The organism is Sulfitobacter sp. G5_S2_6_S6, from assembly GCF_054968505.1.
Genome location: NZ_JBQKUI010000001.1, coordinates 104,930 through 121,366, shown reverse-complemented (window position 1 = coordinate 121,366; position 16,437 = coordinate 104,930). Strand labels below are relative to the sequence as shown.

22 protein-coding genes are annotated in these 16,437 nt (G+C 59.9%); all 22 read left to right on the top strand.

The genetic code is table 11. The features are described from left to right. The first annotated feature begins 9 nt into the window (after nt 1–9). The 22 genes from ACTRWK_RS00545 (at nt 10) to nuoK (ending at nt 16,435) form a co-directional block, all read left to right on the top strand. A complete protein-coding gene (locus ACTRWK_RS00545; protein ID WP_037944468.1) occupies nt 10–867 on the top strand; it encodes a hydroxymethylglutaryl-CoA lyase in 858 nt (285 codons plus the stop codon). Beyond that, nucleotides 867–1,652 carry a crotonase/enoyl-CoA hydratase family protein gene (locus ACTRWK_RS00540; protein WP_009824867.1) on the top strand — a complete coding sequence of 262 codons (786 nt, stop codon included), beginning with the start codon at nt 867–869 and terminating at the stop codon, nt 1,650–1,652. Before ACTRWK_RS00545 ends, ACTRWK_RS00540 begins: the two co-directional genes overlap by 1 nt. A 56-nt stretch (nt 1,653–1,708) precedes the next feature. After that, nucleotides 1,709–2,608, top strand: a complete 900-nt coding sequence (locus tag ACTRWK_RS00535) for an NAD-dependent epimerase/dehydratase family protein (RefSeq protein WP_037944467.1) — start codon at nt 1,709–1,711, stop codon at nt 2,606–2,608. A 170-nt stretch (nt 2,609–2,778) separates the two neighbouring features. After that, nucleotides 2,779–3,144: an NADH-quinone oxidoreductase subunit A gene (locus ACTRWK_RS00530; protein WP_005854000.1), complete on the top strand. Its 366-nt coding sequence runs from the start codon at nt 2,779–2,781 to the stop codon at nt 3,142–3,144. Continuing rightward, complete coding sequence (locus tag ACTRWK_RS00525) at nt 3,135–3,671, top strand: NuoB/complex I 20 kDa subunit family protein (protein ID WP_005853998.1); 537 nt, start codon at nt 3,135–3,137, stop codon at nt 3,669–3,671. Before ACTRWK_RS00530 ends, ACTRWK_RS00525 begins: the two co-directional genes overlap by 10 nt. 9 nt (nt 3,672–3,680) lie before the next feature. Then, the gene (locus ACTRWK_RS00520) at nt 3,681–4,286 is read left to right on the top strand and encodes an NADH-quinone oxidoreductase subunit C (RefSeq protein ID WP_037944466.1); all 606 of its coding nucleotides are present in this window, start codon (nt 3,681–3,683) and stop codon (nt 4,284–4,286) included. A gap of 8 nt (nt 4,287–4,294) precedes the next feature. Further along, a complete protein-coding gene (locus ACTRWK_RS00515) occupies nt 4,295–4,459 on the top strand; it encodes a hypothetical protein (protein WP_181358643.1) in 165 nt (54 codons plus the stop codon). Continuing rightward, the gene (locus ACTRWK_RS00510; protein ID WP_005853993.1) at nt 4,459–5,682 is read left to right on the top strand and encodes an NADH-quinone oxidoreductase subunit D; all 1,224 of its coding nucleotides are present in this window, start codon (nt 4,459–4,461) and stop codon (nt 5,680–5,682) included. Before ACTRWK_RS00515 ends, ACTRWK_RS00510 begins: the two co-directional genes overlap by 1 nt. A gap of 78 nt (nt 5,683–5,760) precedes the next feature. Further along, on the top strand, nt 5,761–7,071 hold the full coding sequence (locus ACTRWK_RS00505) for an NADH-quinone oxidoreductase subunit E (protein WP_289081562.1): 1,311 nt from the start codon (nt 5,761–5,763) through the stop codon (nt 7,069–7,071). A 13-nt stretch (nt 7,072–7,084) separates the two neighbouring features. Further along, a complete protein-coding gene (locus ACTRWK_RS00500; protein ID WP_260003046.1) occupies nt 7,085–8,101 on the top strand; it encodes an endonuclease in 1,017 nt (338 codons plus the stop codon). Between the two features lie 21 nt (nt 8,102–8,122). After that, a complete protein-coding gene (locus tag ACTRWK_RS00495) occupies nt 8,123–8,350 on the top strand; it encodes a DUF5337 domain-containing protein (protein WP_005853987.1) in 228 nt (75 codons plus the stop codon). 11 nt (nt 8,351–8,361) lie between these two features. Next, nucleotides 8,362–9,657, top strand: a complete 1,296-nt coding sequence (gene nuoF / locus ACTRWK_RS00490; RefSeq protein WP_009824861.1) for an NADH-quinone oxidoreductase subunit NuoF — start codon at nt 8,362–8,364, stop codon at nt 9,655–9,657. A gap of 6 nt (nt 9,658–9,663) precedes the next feature. Further along, nucleotides 9,664–10,071: an MAPEG family protein gene (locus ACTRWK_RS00485; protein ID WP_037944459.1), complete on the top strand. Its 408-nt coding sequence runs from the start codon at nt 9,664–9,666 to the stop codon at nt 10,069–10,071. Between the two features lie 92 nt (nt 10,072–10,163). Beyond that, complete coding sequence (locus tag ACTRWK_RS00480) at nt 10,164–10,490, top strand: hypothetical protein (RefSeq protein ID WP_005853981.1); 327 nt, start codon at nt 10,164–10,166, stop codon at nt 10,488–10,490. A gap of 117 nt (nt 10,491–10,607) precedes the next feature. Next, nucleotides 10,608–11,009: a DUF5333 domain-containing protein gene (locus ACTRWK_RS00475; RefSeq protein ID WP_005853978.1), complete on the top strand. Its 402-nt coding sequence runs from the start codon at nt 10,608–10,610 to the stop codon at nt 11,007–11,009. 4 nt (nt 11,010–11,013) lie between these two features. Further along, nucleotides 11,014–13,029 (top strand): NADH-quinone oxidoreductase subunit NuoG, encoded by a 2,016-nt coding sequence (gene nuoG, locus ACTRWK_RS00470; protein ID WP_289081563.1) that lies wholly within the window; start codon nt 11,014–11,016, stop codon nt 13,027–13,029. A gap of 11 nt (nt 13,030–13,040) precedes the next feature. Then, entirely contained in the window at nt 13,041–13,409 is a 369-nt protein-coding gene (locus ACTRWK_RS00465; RefSeq protein ID WP_005853975.1) for a hypothetical protein, read from the top strand. Nucleotides 13,410–13,415: 6 nt separating this feature from the next. Further along, the gene (gene nuoH, locus ACTRWK_RS00460; RefSeq protein ID WP_005853973.1) at nt 13,416–14,456 is read left to right on the top strand and encodes an NADH-quinone oxidoreductase subunit NuoH; all 1,041 of its coding nucleotides are present in this window, start codon (nt 13,416–13,418) and stop codon (nt 14,454–14,456) included. A 1-nt stretch (nt 14,457) separates the two neighbouring features. Next, a complete protein-coding gene (nuoI, locus tag ACTRWK_RS00455; RefSeq protein WP_005853971.1) occupies nt 14,458–14,952 on the top strand; it encodes an NADH-quinone oxidoreductase subunit NuoI in 495 nt (164 codons plus the stop codon). Next, nucleotides 14,949–15,350, top strand: coding sequence for a carboxymuconolactone decarboxylase family protein (locus tag ACTRWK_RS00450; protein WP_005853969.1), 402 nt, complete (start codon nt 14,949–14,951; stop codon nt 15,348–15,350). Before nuoI ends, ACTRWK_RS00450 begins: the two co-directional genes overlap by 4 nt. Next, a complete protein-coding gene (locus ACTRWK_RS00445) occupies nt 15,347–15,949 on the top strand; it encodes an NADH-quinone oxidoreductase subunit J (RefSeq protein WP_005853967.1) in 603 nt (200 codons plus the stop codon). Before ACTRWK_RS00450 ends, ACTRWK_RS00445 begins: the two co-directional genes overlap by 4 nt. A 180-nt stretch (nt 15,950–16,129) precedes the next feature. Further along, nucleotides 16,130–16,435: an NADH-quinone oxidoreductase subunit NuoK gene (nuoK, locus tag ACTRWK_RS00440; protein WP_005853964.1), complete on the top strand. Its 306-nt coding sequence runs from the start codon at nt 16,130–16,132 to the stop codon at nt 16,433–16,435. Nucleotides 16,436–16,437 lie beyond the last annotated feature (2 nt).

Below are 16,437 nucleotides of genomic sequence, written 5' to 3'. Positions count from 1 at the left end.
GGGGGCGTTATGGATAAAGGGGTCTGCGAGATATTCGAGGTCGGTCCACGGGACGGGCTGCAAAACGAGGCGCGCGAAATTCCGGTGTCGGAGAAGATCGCGCTGGTCGACCTGCTGAGCCGTGCGGGGTTTTCCCGGATCGAGGTGGCGAGCTTTGTCAGCCCCAAATGGGTGCCGCAAATGGCCGGATCGGGTGAGGTTCTGGGCGGGATTGCTCGGGTCGAGGGGGTGCGTTATGCCGCGCTGACGCCGAATATGCGGGGCTACGAGGATGCGGTCGCGGCCAAAGCGGGAGAGATCGCGGTGTTCGCCTCGGCCAGCGAGGGGTTCAGCCAGAAGAATATCAACGCCAGCATCGAGGAGGCGTTCGAGCGTTTCGCGCCGATCCTGGAGCAGGCACGCCATGTGGATATGCCGGTGCGGGGCTATGTCTCGTGTGTGGTGGAATGCCCCTATGACGGGGCGGTCGCGCCATCCAAGGTGGCGGAAGTGGCGGATCGTCTTTTCTCTATGGGCTGCTATGAGGTCTCGCTTGGTGACACCATCGGGGCGGGCACGCCGGATACGATTGCGCGCATGTTGCTGGCGGTGCGCGATGTGGTGCCTGTGGGGCGTTTGGCCGGGCATTACCATGACACCAACGGGCGGGCGATGGACAATATCGATGCATCCCTGTCCATGGGCGTGCGGGTGTTCGATGCCGCCGTCGGCGGTTTGGGGGGGTGCCCCTATGCGCCGGGGGCTGCGGGCAATGTTGCTACGGAAAAGGTCAACGCGCATCTGATGGCGCTTGGCTATGACACCGGGTTGGATCAGGCGGTGATCGAGGAAGCCGCCGAGATGGCGCGGCGGATGAGGGCAGGATGATGTACGAGACACTGAAGCTGGAGACCGACGCGCGCGGGGTCGCGACGTTGACGTTGGCGCGCGAGGAAAAGCACAACGCCATGTCCGCGCAGATGATCGCGGAGCTGACCGGGGCCGCCGCCGCCTTGGCCGCTGATGATGCTGTGCGGGTCGTGGTGCTGACCGGCGCGGGCAAAAGCTTTTGCGCGGGCGGTGATCTGGGCTGGATGCAGGCGCAGCGCGATATGGATGGGCCGACACGATCGGCCGAGGCAGGCAAGCTGGCCACGATGCTGGGCGCGCTGAACACGCTGCCCAAGCCCTTGATCGGTCGGGTGCAGGGGAATGCCTTTGGTGGCGGTGTCGGCATGGCCTCGGTCTGTGATGTGGCGATCGGGGTCGATACGTTGAAGATGGGGTTCACCGAGACGCGGCTGGGGATCATTCCGGCCACCATCGGCCCCTATGTGCTGGCCCGTATGGGCGAGGGGCGCGCGCGGCGTGTGTTCATGTCGGCCCGTCTGTTTGACGCGGCAGAGGCGGTCGATCTGGGATTGCTGGCCCGTGCCGTGCCGGCGGATGCGCTGGACGCTGCGATCGAGGCCGAGGTCGTGCCCTATCTGTCCTGTGCGCCGGGGGCCGTGGCTGCGGCGAAACAGCTCGCGCGGGATCTGGGGCCGCGGATCGACGCGCAGGTCGTGGACCATACCATCGCCGCATTGGCCGACCGCTGGGAAACCGAAGAGGCGGCCGAGGGAATCGGTGCCTTCTTCGACAAGCGCAAGGCGGCCTGGGTTACGGGTTGAAGCGGGGCGGCAAGGCTCTAGGCTTTGCCACGACATCAACGGCAAAAGGGGGCCCCATGCGTATTCTATTCACCGGCGGCAGCGGCAAGGCGGGGCGGCATGTGATCCCCTATCTGCTGGATCAGGGGCATCAGGTGTTGAACGTGGACCAGCAGCCGCTGGATCACCCCGGCGTTGACAACCGCATTGCCGATATCACCGATGCGGGCCAGATGCATGATGTGATGCATAGTCTGATGAATCTGGGCGAACTGGATGAGGGCACCGGCGTGCAGGGGTTTGACGCCGTTGTGCATTTCGCCGCCGTGCCGCGCATCCTGATCACGTCGGATACAGAGGTGTTTCGGGTCAATACGCTTGGCACCTATCATGTCATTGATGCTGCCGTGAAGGCGGGTGTGCCCAAGATCATCTTTGCCTCATCCGAGACGACCTATGGCATCTGCTTTGCCCAGGGGGAGCGGAAGCCCGACTATATCCCCGTCGATGAAGATCACCCGACAGTGCCCGAAGACAGCTATGCCATGTCCAAGGTCTGTAACGAGGCGACGGCGCGCAGCTTTCAGACGCGCACGGGGGCGGATATCTACGGGTTGAGAATCAACAACGTGATCGAACCGCATGAATACGCCAGCCTTTTCCCCGGCTTCATTCACGACCCCGATCAACGTCGGCGCAATATCTTCGCCTATATCGATGCCCGCGATCTGGGGCAGATGGTGCAGCGCTGTCTTGATGTGGACGGCTTAGGCTACGAGGTGTTCAATGTGGCCAACGCCGACACCTCTGTCGCCGCACAAACCTCTGACTTGATTGATCGCTACTATAAAGACGTGCGCCAGACCCGCGATATGGGCCAGTTCGAGACATTCTACAGCATCGAAAAGGCGCGTGACCTGCTGGGGTTCGCGCCGCAGCACAGCTGGCGCGAGAGCCGCGATCTGCTGGAAAAATAGCGCCAATCACGCGGGCGCGGGCAGGGCGCGCCGCGCCCCACGACAGGATGACGCAAATATGGCGGGCTCGGTTGACCCTGACCGGACAGCGGAGTAAACCGACCAAAGCCAATAGTGCCGTTTGGCTGACAGGGCGCGTGGCGCGTCGCATACGCAAAAGGAGCTTCCCCTTGGACGACATGATGCGGGAATACCTGCCGATCCTACTTTTTCTAGCCGTGGCGATTGTCCTTGGCATTGTTTTGATCCTGGCTGCCGTCGTGCTGGCCGTGCGCAACCCGGACCCTGAAAAAGTGTCGGCCTATGAATGCGGGTTCAACGCCTTTGACGACGCCCGGATGAAATTTGACGTGCGGTTCTACCTCGTGTCGATCCTGTTCATCATCTTTGACCTCGAAATCGCTTTTCTCTTCCCCTGGGCCGTGGCCTTTCAGGATGTGAGCATGGCCGGTTTCTGGTCGATGATGGTCTTTCTTGCCGTGCTGACCGCCGGCTTTGCATATGAGTGGAAAAAGGGAGCACTGGAATGGCAGTAGCAGCCGCCGGGGCCAATGTGGCCGGGATGGACCGCGATGTGGCCACCCAGAACCTGAACAAGGAACTGCAGGACAAAGGCTTCCTGCTGACCTCGACCGAAGACATCATCAACTGGGCCCGTACCGGCTCGCTTCACTGGATGACTTTTGGTCTGGCCTGCTGCGCCGTCGAGATGATGCACACCTCGATGCCGCGTTACGATCTGGAACGGTTTGGCACCGCGCCACGCGCGTCTCCACGTCAGTCGGACCTGATGATTGTTGCGGGCACGCTGACCAACAAGATGGCGCCGGCCCTGCGCAAGGTCTATGACCAGATGCCGGAACCGCGCTATGTGATCTCTATGGGGTCTTGCGCCAATGGCGGCGGCTATTACCACTACAGCTATTCCGTGGTGCGCGGCTGTGACCGTGTCGTGCCTGTCGATGTCTATGTGCCTGGCTGCCCGCCCACGGCAGAGGCGTTGCTTTATGGTATCATGCAGTTGCAGCGCAAAATCCGCCGCACCGGCACAATTGTTCGCTAAGGGGCTGATATGTCAGAACAACTGAACGAACTTGGCGCGTATATCGAAGCGAAACGCCCTGACTGTATCCTCGGGTGGGACATCGCCTTTGACGAGCTGAACATGGATGTCACCCAGGCCAATCTGCCCGGTCTAGTAGAATTTATCAAAAGCGACGCGACCTGCCGTTTCTCCTCGCTGGTGGATATCACCGCGGTGGATTACCCGGGCCGCGCCAAACGCTTTGATGTCGTCTATCATTTTCTGTCGATGTACCAGAACCAGCGGATCCGCTTGCGCGTCGCCGCGCGCGAAGAGGATATGGTCCCCTCGATCGTCGATATCCACCCGTCGGCCAACTGGTTCGAACGCGAGGTCTTTGACATGTTCGGCATCATCTTTGCCGGCCACCCCGACCTGCGCCGCCTGCTGACCGACTACGGGTTCCGCGGTTACCCGCTGCGCAAGGATTTCCCGACCACCGGCTATACCGAAGTCCGCTATGATGAGACGGAAAAGCGCGTGGTCTATGAACCCGTGAGCCTCGTTCAGGAATATCGCCAGTTCGACTTTATGTCGCCTTGGGAAGGGGCTGAATATATTCTGCCGGGCGATGAAAAGCCGGAGGCAAAATAATGGGGGGCATGTGGTGGTTCATACTGTCTGCCCTCACAATCATCCCGATGGTCAAGCTGTTGCCGTTTTTCGGGATCAATAAATACTGGTCTGTTGCCTGTTTCGTGCCTTTGGGCACCGTCGCCCTTCTGTGGTGGATGGGCGTCAAACTGACCGAGCTGGAGCGTAAATGATGGACGGCACCAAAGGTTTCGAAGACGCCCTGACCGGCGAGCAGAAGATCCGCAACTTCAACATCAACTTCGGCCCGCAACACCCTGCGGCGCACGGGGTTCTGCGTCTGGTTCTTGAACTCGACGGCGAGATCGTCGAACGCTGCGATCCGCATATCGGCCTGCTGCACCGTGGCACCGAAAAGCTGATGGAAAGCCGCACCTACCTGCAGAACCTGCCGTATTTCGACCGGCTGGATTACGTGGCCCCGATGAACCAGGAACACGCCTGGTGTCTGGCCATCGAAAAGCTGACCGGTGTCGAAGTGCCCCGTCGCGCCTCGCTGATCCGCGTGCTCTATTCCGAAATTGGCCGCATCCTGTCACACCTGCTGAACGTCACCACACAGGCGATGGACGTGGGTGCGCTGACACCGCCGCTCTGGGGCTTTGAAGAACGCGAAGATCTGATGATCTTCTACGAACGCGCCTGCGGTGCCCGTCTGCACGCGGCCTATTTCCGCCCCGGCGGGGTCCACCAGGATCTGCCGCCCGCGCTGCTTGATGATATCGAGGCGTGGACCCACAAGTTCCTGTCGGGCTTCATGGTCGACGTGGATCAGCTGCTAACAGAAAACCGGATCTTCAAACAGCGTAACGCTGACATCGGCATCGTGTCTGAACAGGACATCCAGGATTGGGGCTTCTCGGGCGTGATGGTCCGCGGCTCTGGTCTGGCATGGGATTTGCGCCGTGCGCAGCCCTATGAATGCTACGATGAATTCGACTTCCAGATTCCGACCGGTGTGAACGGCGATTGCTATGACCGCTACCTCGTCCGGATGGAAGAAATGCGCCAGTCCACCTACATCATCCAGCAAGCCATCGAAAAGCTGCGCGCGCCCGAAGGGCAGGGTGATGTATTGGCGCGGGGCAAGATCACGCCCCCCAGCCGGACCGCGATGAAAACCGACATGGAAAGCCTGATCCACCACTTCAAGCTCTACACCGAAGGGTTCCACGTCCCCGCCGGCGAAGTCTATTGCGCGGTCGAGGCCCCAAAGGGCGAATTCGGCGTCTACCTTGTGGCGGATGGATCGAACAAACCCTACCGTGCCAAACTGCGCGCGCCGGGCTACCTGCACCTGCAAGCGATGGACTATGTCGCCAAGGGGCACCAGCTGGCGGATGTCGCGGCGATCATCGGCACCATGGACATCGTTTTCGGAGAGGTCGACCGTTGAGCCGGGTCCTCTTCATTTTGCCAAATAAACTCCCGCCGGAGGCGCCCGCCGTTTCCGCAAGAACGAAAGCCTGATCTGATGCTGCGCCGTTTGCACCCTGACCAACCGACAAGCTTTGCCTTCACCCCTGCCAACCAGGCCTGGGCCGAAGCGCAGATCACGAAATACCCCGAAGGCCGTCAGGCCAGCGCGATCATCCCTTTGCTGTGGCGTGCGCAGGAACAGGAAGGCTGGCTAAGCCGCCCTGCGATCGAACATGTCTCTGAAATGCTGGGCATGGCCTATATCCGCGGGCTCGAGGTCGCGACATTCTACTTTATGTTCCAGCTTCAGCCTGTGGGCGAGGTCGCGCATTTCCAGATTTGCGGCACGACATCCTGCATGATCTGCGGTGCTGAAGACCTGATCGAGGTCTGCAAGGAACGCATCGCGCCCAAGGCACATCAAATCAGTGAAGACGGCAAATTCTCGTGGGAAGAAGTCGAATGTCTGGGCGCCTGTTCGAACGCGCCGATGGCGCAGATCGGCAAGGACTATTACGAAGATCTGACCGTCGACGGCTTCCGCGCCATGATCGACGAGATGGCGGCGGGGCAGGTGCCCGTACCCGGCCCGCAGAACGGGCGCTATGCCTCTGAACCGCTGTCCGGGCTGACCAGCCTGACCGATCACGACAGCGGCAAGACACAATATAACGCCAGCGCGCAGCTGGCCGTGGACATCAGCGATACGCTCAAGCGCATCGATGGTACCGAAGTGCCGTTGACAGCGCCCTGGCAGGGTAAAGATGGTGTAGACAGCGCCGGTTCCGACAAGGAACAGCCTGTGGCGCGCGATGACAATATGCCACCCGAAGGCCCTGACGGTGCCCAAGGCGGTCGTACCGCCGCAGAGGAAGACGCACCACGTGATGTGGGCGATGCCTCGGATCAACGCTCCGAAGCACCGGGGGAGGCTGACGGCACCGAAGCGGTGGGCAAACCCGAAGCAGGCAGCGTCGCACCCGGCGATCCGGCCCCTGCGCCCAAAGCCTCGACCGCGGGCACCAAGAAAGCATCGGTTGCGAAGTCTGCCGAGGCCAATGCGGATGCGGCAGCCACCAAGCCCAAGACGCTGGATGCCCCCGAAGGCGGCGCGGCGGATGACCTCAAGATGATCAAGGGCATCGGTCCCAAGCTCGAAGCGCTGGTGAACAAGATGGGCTTTTACCACTTTAGCCAGATCGCTGACTGGGGCCCGAACGAGGTATCCTGGGTGGATCAGAACCTCGAAGGTTTCAAGGGCCGCGTGACCCGCGACAACTGGGTCGAACAGGCGAAAAAGCTTGCTGCTGGTGAAGAAACAGAATTCTCGTCGCGCGCCACAAAAGATGGTATCTATAACACATAATAGATCATCTTGAATGGCGAACGAAGGGACGGACATGACTGATTTGACGCAAAAAGAGCAATGCAAACGCGGTTGCATGCGGTGGGGGGCCGGGGTCGGCCTTGTCCTCGCGTTGCTATTTTGGCTGGTTTTCGGCTGGGGCTTTATCGCCTCCCTATTCCTTGGAATCATACTGGGGCTTGTGACCTTTGTGGTCCTGTCCAAATTCATGTGCGGGTCGCTTGGGGATGAGCCTATGCAGACGGCCAGCACTCCTGCGGCGGCGGCGGCCCCTGCAACGGCGGCCACAACCCAGGCGGCCAGCGCCGCACCAACCAGCGACGCCGAGGTAGAGCCTGAGCCGACGCTGGAGGCGGAACCCGCTGCCACCGAAACGGTAGAGACCCGCCCCGAAGACACGACCGGCGGTCAGGCCGAGGCCGATGTCGGCGGTGCCGCGTCAGAGGCGACAGCGGGCACCTCGCCCGCGGCCAAAGACGAACCCGCCGCTTTCTCGGGGATCAAGCCCACGGCCAAACTGAAGGGCCAAGAGGAACTCGCTGCGCGCAAGGGCAGCTACAAATACGAAGCCCCCGCAGCCGAGCCTGCACAGGCCAAGGCGGCTCCGGCTCCTGCGCCCGTGCCCGAAGCGGCGGCAGAACCTGTCGCCTCTATCCCGGAACCAACGCCGGCTGAAACACCGCAGGCACCGGCCACCGTCAAGGGGGCTACCTCGACCCGTTCGGGGATCGCGGATATTCCGGCGGGTACTGTGGAAAGCAGCCCCGAAACGCTGGAGAAACCGCGCGCTGGCGGTGCCGATAACCTCAAGCTTATCAGTGGGGTAGGGCCGAAACTTGAACAAACGCTGAATGAGCTGGGGATCTATCACTTTGATCAGATCGCCAAATGGACCGCGGCTGAAATCGCTTGGGTTGATGCCCGCGTGCGGTTCAAAGGCCGTATTCAACGTGATGACTGGATGGCGCAGGCCAAAACCCTCGCCTCCGGTGGAGAGACCGAATTCTCCACGCGTAGTAAAAAGACCTGAGCCTGACATGGATGCCGTGTAATGACAGATAAGGAAGAAATCGCCTTGGCCCGTAAGGGCCGGATGGTCGGCCTTGTCATTGCCGGCACAATGTTGCTTTGGATCGCGGCGCAATGGCTTGCGCCGCAGTTCGGCTTGCCCGGACGCTATGCGCTGCTGTTCGACTTTGCCGCGCTGGCAGCCCTGATCTGGGCGATGGTCAATATATATCAGATGAGGCGGGCCCGCGCGGCCAGCCGTGACACATAAAGGTTAGCTTCATGCTTCAGGATCAAGACCGCATCTTTACCAATATCTACGGTATGCACGACCGCACGCTGAAAGGCGCGCAGGCGCGTGGCCATTGGGATGGCACGGCGGGCATCCTCAAGAACGGGCGCGACTGGATCATCGACCAGATGAAAGCCTCGGGGCTGCGGGGCCGTGGCGGTGCGGGCTTCCCCACCGGTCTGAAGTGGTCCTTCATGCCCAAGGAAAGCGACGGTCGCCCCAGCTATCTGGTGGTGAACGCCGATGAATCCGAGCCCGGCACCTGCAAGGACCGCGAGATCATGCGCCACGATCCGCACACGCTGATCGAGGGCTGCCTGATCGCAAGCTTCGCGATGAACGCCAACGCTTGCTACATCTACATCCGCGGCGAATACATCCGCGAGCGCGAAGCGCTGCAAGCCGCGATCGACGAGGCCTATGACGCGGGTCTAGTGGGCAAGAATGCCTGCAAATCCGGCTATGATTTCGACATCTATCTGCACCACGGGGCAGGTGCCTATATCTGTGGCGAGGAAACCGCGTTGCTGGAAAGCCTTGAGGGCAAGAAAGGCATGCCGCGGATGAAGCCGCCGTTCCCTGCGGGGGCCGGTCTTTATGGTTGCCCGACCACGGTGAACAACGTGGAATCCATCGCGGTGGTCCCAACGATCCTGCGTCGCGGTCCGGAATGGTTTTCAAGCTTTGGCCGTCCGAACAACGCAGGCACCAAGCTGTTTGCGATCTCGGGCCATGTGAATAATCCTTGCGTCGTCGAAGAAGCGATGAGCATCACCTTTGAAGAGCTGATCGAAAAGCATTGCGGCGGTATCCGTGGCGGCTGGGACAACCTCAAGGCTGTGATCCCCGGCGGGTCGTCCGTGCCGATGATTCCCGGTGCACAGATGCGCGACGCGATCATGGATTTCGACTACCTGCGCGAACAACGCTCGGGCCTGGGGACGGCTGCGGTCATCGTGATGGATAACTCCACCGATGTGATCAAGGCGATCTGGCGTCTGGCGAAATTCTACAAGCACGAATCCTGTGGTCAGTGTACGCCATGCCGCGAAGGCACGGGCTGGATGATGCGCGTGATGGACCGTTTGGTGCGCGGCGATGCGGAGCCCGAAGAAATCGACATGCTGCTTGACGTGACCAAGCAGGTCGAAGGCCACACGATCTGCGCCCTTGGGGATGCGGCGGCTTGGCCCATTCAGGGTCTGATCCGTCACTTCCGCGACGAGATCGAGGATCGCATCAAGCACAAACGCACCGGCCGCGTCAGCGCCGTCGCGGCGGAGTAAGTTTTGATGGAAAGCTTTGCCGCCTATAGCCACGCGCTGACTGCTTTGGCTTTTTGGGCCATTCTGATCAGTGTCCTCGGCGCGCTCTCTACCATGGGGCGCACGCCAGAGGGGCGCTGCGATTGCGGCAAGCCTAAGCGGAACTACGACGATGTGGTCTATCGCCGCGAACGCGCGTTCATGAACGCGATAGAGGCGTCGGGCCCGTTTCTGGCCTCGACGCTTGCGGCGGTGCTGCTTGGCGCGCCTGTGTTCTGGGTGAACCTCTTTGCGGCGCTATTCGTGGTGGTGCGGGTCGCGATGGCCGTGGTGCATATCGGGACGACCAACCAGCCGATGCGGTCGCTGTTCTTTATGCTGGGGCTGGTGTGTATTCTGGCCTTGGCGGTCCTGGCGATTTTCGCAGCCTTCTGAGGCACGACTGAAGAACGATAGCTTTCACCCGTTGATCGGGCAGGGGGCTGCACAAAAAGACGGGTCCGGCCACACCGGCAGAGTGAGGGAAGATGAAGCAGATTGTTCTATTTTGTATAACGGCCGCGGTATTGGCTGGCTGTACCGCCCGCGAAGACCGTCTGGCCTTTGATGGTAAATATTTCCGCACCAAGCTGAGCAAAGTCGACGGGCAACGCGATGTCTTTACCCTGCGGGTGCGCAATGCGTCGCAGTCGATCAACGGTGCCCGCGAAGCGGCGCGCTATGAAGCGACGGTTTATTGTGTGACCAACTATGGCAGTTCGGATATCAAATGGGTCGTGGGGCCGGACACCCCGCCCGAGAATTTGCGCCTTGTGGACGACGCTTTGACGTTTCAGGGGGCTTGCCCTTCCTGACCGTTTGCGCGACATACCGCTGGCAAATGGCTGATCCGGAGATGTTATTGAATAACATCGGGGTCAGTTCCCATGTGTAGCAAGGGGCAGTCCGCCCCGCTACATGAGGAGAGTAAGATGCGTAACGTATTGATCGCCGTAACAACCGTGGCCCTGATGGCCAGCCCTGTCGCCGCAAAGCCGCCGCTGCGTGATGTACCGGCTGTTGATGATGCGCTGCTTGATCTTGGATTGGCCGACCGGATTCGCAAAGAATGCCCCGATATCTCGGCCCGTATGATCCGCGCACTCAGCTATTTGAACAATGTGCACAATACGGCGAAATCCTTGGGCTATACGTCGGACGAAATTGACGCCTACCGCAAAAGCGATGCTGAAAAGGCGCGCATGAAGGCCCGTGGGGCCGCATATTTAAAGGCGAAGGGGGTCGATACTTCGGACCCGCAAAGCTATTGTGCGTTAGGGCGTGCAGAAATCCAAAAATCGAGCCGGATCGGTTCGTTACTGAGAGCGAAATAAGCATATGAGCGATACCCGCAAGATCATCATTGACGGCAAGGAAGTCGAAGTCGAAGGGGCGATGACGCTCATTCAGGCGTGCGAGGAAGCAGGGGTAGAAATTCCGCGTTTCTGTTACCATGAACGTCTGTCGATTGCCGGTAACTGCCGGATGTGTCTTGTGGAGGTCGTGGGCGGCCCACCCAAGCCTGCGGCGTCCTGTGCCATGCAGGTGCGTGACTTGCGTCCTGGTCCAGAGGGCCAGCCGCCTGTCGTCAAAACCAATTCGCCCATGGTTAAAAAGGCCCGCGAGGGCGTCATGGAATTCCTGCTGATCAACCACCCGCTGGATTGCCCGATCTGCGATCAGGGCGGCGAATGTGATCTTCAGGATCAGGCGATGGCTTACGGCGTCGACTTCAGCCGCTACCGCGAGCCCAAACGCGCGACCGAAGATCTGGATCTGGGTCCATTGGTCGAAACCCATATGACGCGCTGCATTTCCTGCACCCGTTGTGTGCGCTTCACCACCGAGGTCGCGGGCATTCACCAGATGGGCCAGACCGGCCGCGGTGAAGACGCCGAGATTACAGCCTATCTGGGGCAGACGCTCGATTCGAACCTGCAGGGCAACATCATCGACTTGTGCCCCGTGGGGGCGCTGGTCTCGAAACCCTATGCTTTCACCGCACGGCCCTGGGAGCTGTCAAAGACCGAATCGATCGACGTGATGGATGCGCTTGGGTCGAACATCCGTGTGGATACCAAAGGCCGCGAAGTCATGCGCTTCTTGCCGCGCAACCATGATGGCGTGAACGAGGAATGGATTTCCGATAAAACCCGTTTCGTCTGGGACGGTCTGCGCCGCCAGCGTCTGGACACGCCCTATATTCGTGAAAACGGTAAATTGCGCAAAGCTGACTGGCCCGAAGCATTGGCCGCTGCCGCTGCTGCGATGAAGGGTAAGAAAGTCGCCGGTCTGATCGGTGACCTTGCCTCGGTCGAGGCGACATATGCGTTGAAACAACTGATCGAGGGGCAGGGCGGCGTTGTCGAATGCCGGACCGATGGCGCGAAGCTGCCTGCGGGCAACCGGTCGGGCTATGTCGGGACCGCCACGGTCGAAGATCTGGATCACGCGCAAGCCGTGATGCTGATCGGCGCGAACCCCGCGGTGGAAGCACCGGTGCTGAACGCCCGTATCCGCAAGGCGTGGACCCGCGGCGCGGATGTGGCGCTGATGGGCCCAGCGGTCGATCTGACCTACGATTACGATCATCTGGGCGACAGCCCGTCGCTGCTGAATGACCTGCTGAAAAAGGACCACGCCGACATCGCCGAGAAATCCTCGGTCATCGTTGTGGGCATGGGGGCCTTGGCGCGCGAAGACGGGGCAGAGGTTCTGGCCGCTGCCATGGCGCTGGCCGAGGCGACGCAATCCGGTTTTATGGTCTTGCACACTGCCGCATCCCGAGTGGGTGCGATGGACGTCGGTGCCGTTGCCGAAAATGGCATCAACGATGTGCTGGCCGCTGATGTGATCTACAACCTTGGCGCCGATGAGGGCGACATTCCTGCTGGCCCCTTCGTGATCTATCAAGGCTCGCACGGGGATCGCGGCGCGCACCGTGCCGATATCATCCTGCCCAGTGCCGCCTATACGGAAGAGGGCGGTTTGTTCGTCAATACCGAAGGCCGTCCGCAGCTTGCCGCGCGCGCCAGCTTTGCCCCCGGTCAGGCCAAGGAAAACTGGGCCATCCTGCGCGCGCTGAGTGCCGAGCTGGACGCCAAGCTGCCGTTCGATTCGCTTGCAGCATTGCGCAAGGCGCTGGTCGCTGATGTCCCGCATCTGGGGAATATTGATCAGGTTGCTGAAAACGCATGGCAGCCTGTGGCCACAGGCGATCTGGGCGAAAGCCCGTTGCGCTTTGCGATTGCCGATTTCTACCTGTCCAACCCCATCGCCCGCGCCAGCCAGTTGATGGCAGAGCTTTCGGCCAACGCCAAAGCCCGCCGCGAAAAACCACTGGCGGCGGAGTGAGGATTTTGGGGATGATGTTGCCTTTGGTTCTGGGTGCCTGCGAGACGCAAGCGCCCATGGCCGAAGATTTCATTCCCGAGTATCGCGGTGTTGAAACCAAACTGCTGGACGGGGACCTTGTCCAGTTCGACGTGGCGATGACCAAAGCGCAGTCATCCGAGAATGTAGCGGAATACGCGGAATGTGCCGCGGCGCGCTATACTTTGATCCGGGGCTTTGGTTTTGCCCGCCACGTGCGTACAAATGTTGAGATCGAGGGTGGTGTCTGGCACGCAGATGCTGTTTACACCATCTCGCCGAGCCTGCCTGCGGGCTTGAAGACAATAGATGCTGAAGTGACCGTGCAGAACTGCATGGAAAAAGGCATACCGACGGTGTGAGGACCTATGGCTGACTTCTTTTTCAACACCACGCTGGGGACGATCCTGCTGATTATTGGCCAGATTTTCCTTGTTGTGATTCCCCTGCTTCTTGCCCTTGCGTTCCTGATGTACGCCGACCGGAAAATCTGGGCGTCGGTACAGCTGCGCCGCGGCCCGAACGTTGTAGGCATCTACGGTCTGCTGCAATCCTTTGCGGATTTCGCGAAATACATCGTCAAAGAGGTGGTCGTGCCCGCCGGTGCGGACCGCGCCGTGTTCTTCATGGCCCCGATGGTCACATTGGTTATGGCGCTGGTTGCCTGGGCGGTGATCCCGTTCAACGACGGTTGGGTTCTGTCGAACATCAACGTCGCGATCCTTTATGTCTTCGCGATCTCGTCGCTTGAAGTCTATGGCGTGATCATGGGCGGGTGGGCGTCAAACTCCAAATACCCGTTTCTGGGCTCGCTGCGCTCTGCCGCGCAGATGATCTCTTACGAAGTGTCGATCGGCCTGATCATCATCGGCGTCGTCATCAGCTCTGGCTCGTTGAACTTCGGGGACATCGTGCTGTCGCAAAGCGGCGACTACGGTCTGCTGAACTGGTATTGGCTACCGCACTTCCCGATGCTGATCCTGTTCTTCATCTCTGCGCTGGCCGAAACCAACCGCCCGCCGTTTGACCTTCCCGAAGCGGAATCGGAACTGGTTGCCGGGTATCAGGTCGAATATTCCTCCACGCCCTTCTTGCTGTTCATGATCGGCGAACTGGTCGCCGTGGTGCTGATGTGCGCGCTGATCTCGCTGATGTTCTTTGGCGGTTGGCTGTCGCCGATCCCGGGCCTGCCGGACGGCATCTTCTGGATGGTCGCCAAAATGGGGCTGGTGTTCTTCTTCTTCTCGTTGGTCAAGGCGATCACCCCGCGGTACCGCTATGACCAGCTGATGCGTCTGGGATGGAAAGTGTTCCTGCCATTCAGCCTGTTCTGGGTTGTCTTCGTATCCTTCGCCGCGAAATTCGATTGGTTCTGGGGTATCTATGCCCGTTGGACAGTAGGGGGCTGATATGGCTAACACCGACTATACCCGTCACGCGAAATACTTCCTGCTGCAGGATTTCTATCAAGGCTTGAAGCTGGGCATTAAGTATATGTTCAAGCCCAAGGCGACGATCAACTACCCGCACGAAAAGGGCCCGCTGAGCCCTCGGTTCCGTGGGGAGCACGCCCTGCGCCGCTATCCCAACGGGGAAGAGCGTTGCATCGCGTGCAAACTGTGCGAAGCGGTGTGCCCGGCGCAGGCGATCACCATCGACGCGGAACCGCGCGATGATGGCAGCCGCCGCACCACGCGCTACGACATCGACATGACCAAATGCATCTACTGCGGTTTCTGTCAGGAAGCCTGTCCGGTTGACGCGATTGTCGAGGGGCCGAACTTTGAATTCTCGACCGAGACCCGCGAAGAGCTGTTCTATGACAAGGCCAAGCTGCTGGACAACGGTGAACGCTGGGAAGCTGAAATCGCGCGCAACCTCGAACTGGACGCGCCGTACCGATGACCGACAGCCAGAACCCTTTTGAAGAGATGATGCGTCAGATGCAGGATATGGCCAAAGCCTTTCCTGCAATGGATGCGTTTTCCCCCAAAGGGTTCGAGGCGATGATGGGCAAGATGCCCAAAGACATGATGGAAACGTTTTTTGGCAATACGATGAACCCCAACGGGTTGGATGCCAAAACACGGATGTTGCTGACGATTTCGGGGCTGACCATGCAGGGTGCCCAGAATGACGTGGCGCTGCGTCAGGCCGTGATCCACGCGGTAGAGGCAGGGGCCCACAAGCAGCAAGTGATAGAGACGATCGGGCAGATGGCGGTTTTCGCCGGCATCCCCGCCATGACCCGCGCAATGGAAATCGCGCAGGGTGTTTTGGATGACAAGGAAGGTGACGCATGAGCGTTTTCGCATTTTACCTCTTCGCGATCAGCGTGATCGCTGGCGGGCTGTTCACTGTGATCAGCCGCAACCCCGTGCATTCGGTGCTGTGGTTGATCCTGTCCTTCCTCAGCGCGGCGGGGCTTTTCGTGCTGCTCAACGCCGAATTCGTCGCGATGCTGCTGATCATTGTCTATGTCGGCGCGGTCGCGGTTCTGTTCCTGTTCGTTGTCATGATGCTTGATGTCGATTTCGCCGAGCTCAAGGCGGAAATGGCGCGCTATATGCCGCTGGCCCTGCTGATCGGTCTGGTGATCCTGATGCAATTCGTGATGGCGTTCGGCGCGTGGGACGCGAACTCTGCCGCCGAAGGTCTGCGCACGCAGGTGATCACCGACGAGGTGCACAACACCGCCGCATTGGGCCTGATCCTTTATGATCAATACTTCCTGCTGTTCCAGCTGTCGGGTCTGATCCTGCTGGTCGCGATGATCGGGGCGATTGTGCTGACGCTGCGCCACCGTGCGGATGTGAAACGCCAGAACGTGGTCGATCAGATGATGCGCGATCCGAAGCTGGCGATGAAACTGAATGATGTGAAACCCGGGCAGGGCCTTTAGGCGGCCTGCCCAATCAAGGATGTGATCCATGTCACGTAATACAATTGTGGTGCTTGTCGTGGTTTTGATCGTGGTCGTGGGCGGCTACAGCATTTTCTAGATGCGACGGGATCGGGATGGAAACATCTCGCGACAAGAACTAAAGAACGCCTGAAACGGGCAAAAGAACCGAGGGACGACATGATCGGAATTGAACATTACCTGACAGTAGCGGCGACGCTGTTTGTCATTGGCATTTTCGGGCTATTCCTGAACCGCAAGAACATCATCATCATGTTGATGTCGATCGAGCTTATGCTCTTGGCGGTGAACATCAACTTTGTCGCCTTCTCCTATTATCTGGGTGATTTGGTGGGGCAGGTGTTCACGCTGTTCGTCCTTACCGTCGCTGCGGCCGAGGCCGCAATCGGGCTGGCCATTCTGGTCTGCTTCTTCCGCAATCGGGGTACGATCGCGGTTGAAGATGTCAACGTGATGAAGGGCTAAGA

What these genes read in the sequence shown, in the direction of transcription:
- ACTRWK_RS00545 (WP_037944468.1), top strand. Translation starts at nt 10, where the DNA reads ATGGATAAAGGGGTCTGCGAGATATTCGAGGTCGGTCCACGGGACGGG.
- ACTRWK_RS00540 (WP_009824867.1), top strand. Translation starts at nt 867, where the DNA reads ATGTACGAGACACTGAAGCTGGAGACCGACGCGCGCGGGGTCGCGACG.
- ACTRWK_RS00535 (WP_037944467.1), top strand. Translation starts at nt 1,709, where the DNA reads ATGCGTATTCTATTCACCGGCGGCAGCGGCAAGGCGGGGCGGCATGTG.
- ACTRWK_RS00525 (WP_005853998.1), top strand. Translation starts at nt 3,135, where the DNA reads ATGGCAGTAGCAGCCGCCGGGGCCAATGTGGCCGGGATGGACCGCGAT.
- ACTRWK_RS00520 (WP_037944466.1), top strand. Translation starts at nt 3,681, where the DNA reads ATGTCAGAACAACTGAACGAACTTGGCGCGTATATCGAAGCGAAACGC.
- ACTRWK_RS00515 (WP_181358643.1), top strand. Translation starts at nt 4,295, where the DNA reads ATGTGGTGGTTCATACTGTCTGCCCTCACAATCATCCCGATGGTCAAG.
- ACTRWK_RS00510 (WP_005853993.1), top strand. Translation starts at nt 4,459, where the DNA reads ATGGACGGCACCAAAGGTTTCGAAGACGCCCTGACCGGCGAGCAGAAG.
- ACTRWK_RS00505 (WP_289081562.1), top strand. Translation starts at nt 5,761, where the DNA reads ATGCTGCGCCGTTTGCACCCTGACCAACCGACAAGCTTTGCCTTCACC.
- ACTRWK_RS00500 (WP_260003046.1), top strand. Translation starts at nt 7,085, where the DNA reads ATGGCGAACGAAGGGACGGACATGACTGATTTGACGCAAAAAGAGCAA.
- ACTRWK_RS00495 (WP_005853987.1), top strand. Translation starts at nt 8,123, where the DNA reads ATGACAGATAAGGAAGAAATCGCCTTGGCCCGTAAGGGCCGGATGGTC.
- nuoF (WP_009824861.1), top strand. Translation starts at nt 8,362, where the DNA reads ATGCTTCAGGATCAAGACCGCATCTTTACCAATATCTACGGTATGCAC.
- ACTRWK_RS00485 (WP_037944459.1), top strand. Translation starts at nt 9,664, where the DNA reads ATGGAAAGCTTTGCCGCCTATAGCCACGCGCTGACTGCTTTGGCTTTT.
- ACTRWK_RS00480 (WP_005853981.1), top strand. Translation starts at nt 10,164, where the DNA reads ATGAAGCAGATTGTTCTATTTTGTATAACGGCCGCGGTATTGGCTGGC.
- ACTRWK_RS00475 (WP_005853978.1), top strand. Translation starts at nt 10,608, where the DNA reads ATGCGTAACGTATTGATCGCCGTAACAACCGTGGCCCTGATGGCCAGC.
- nuoG (WP_289081563.1), top strand. Translation starts at nt 11,014, where the DNA reads ATGAGCGATACCCGCAAGATCATCATTGACGGCAAGGAAGTCGAAGTC.
- ACTRWK_RS00465 (WP_005853975.1), top strand. Translation starts at nt 13,041, where the DNA reads ATGATGTTGCCTTTGGTTCTGGGTGCCTGCGAGACGCAAGCGCCCATG.
- nuoH (WP_005853973.1), top strand. Translation starts at nt 13,416, where the DNA reads ATGGCTGACTTCTTTTTCAACACCACGCTGGGGACGATCCTGCTGATT.
- nuoI (WP_005853971.1), top strand. Translation starts at nt 14,458, where the DNA reads ATGGCTAACACCGACTATACCCGTCACGCGAAATACTTCCTGCTGCAG.
- ACTRWK_RS00450 (WP_005853969.1), top strand. Translation starts at nt 14,949, where the DNA reads ATGACCGACAGCCAGAACCCTTTTGAAGAGATGATGCGTCAGATGCAG.
- ACTRWK_RS00445 (WP_005853967.1), top strand. Translation starts at nt 15,347, where the DNA reads ATGAGCGTTTTCGCATTTTACCTCTTCGCGATCAGCGTGATCGCTGGC.
- nuoK (WP_005853964.1), top strand. Translation starts at nt 16,130, where the DNA reads ATGATCGGAATTGAACATTACCTGACAGTAGCGGCGACGCTGTTTGTC.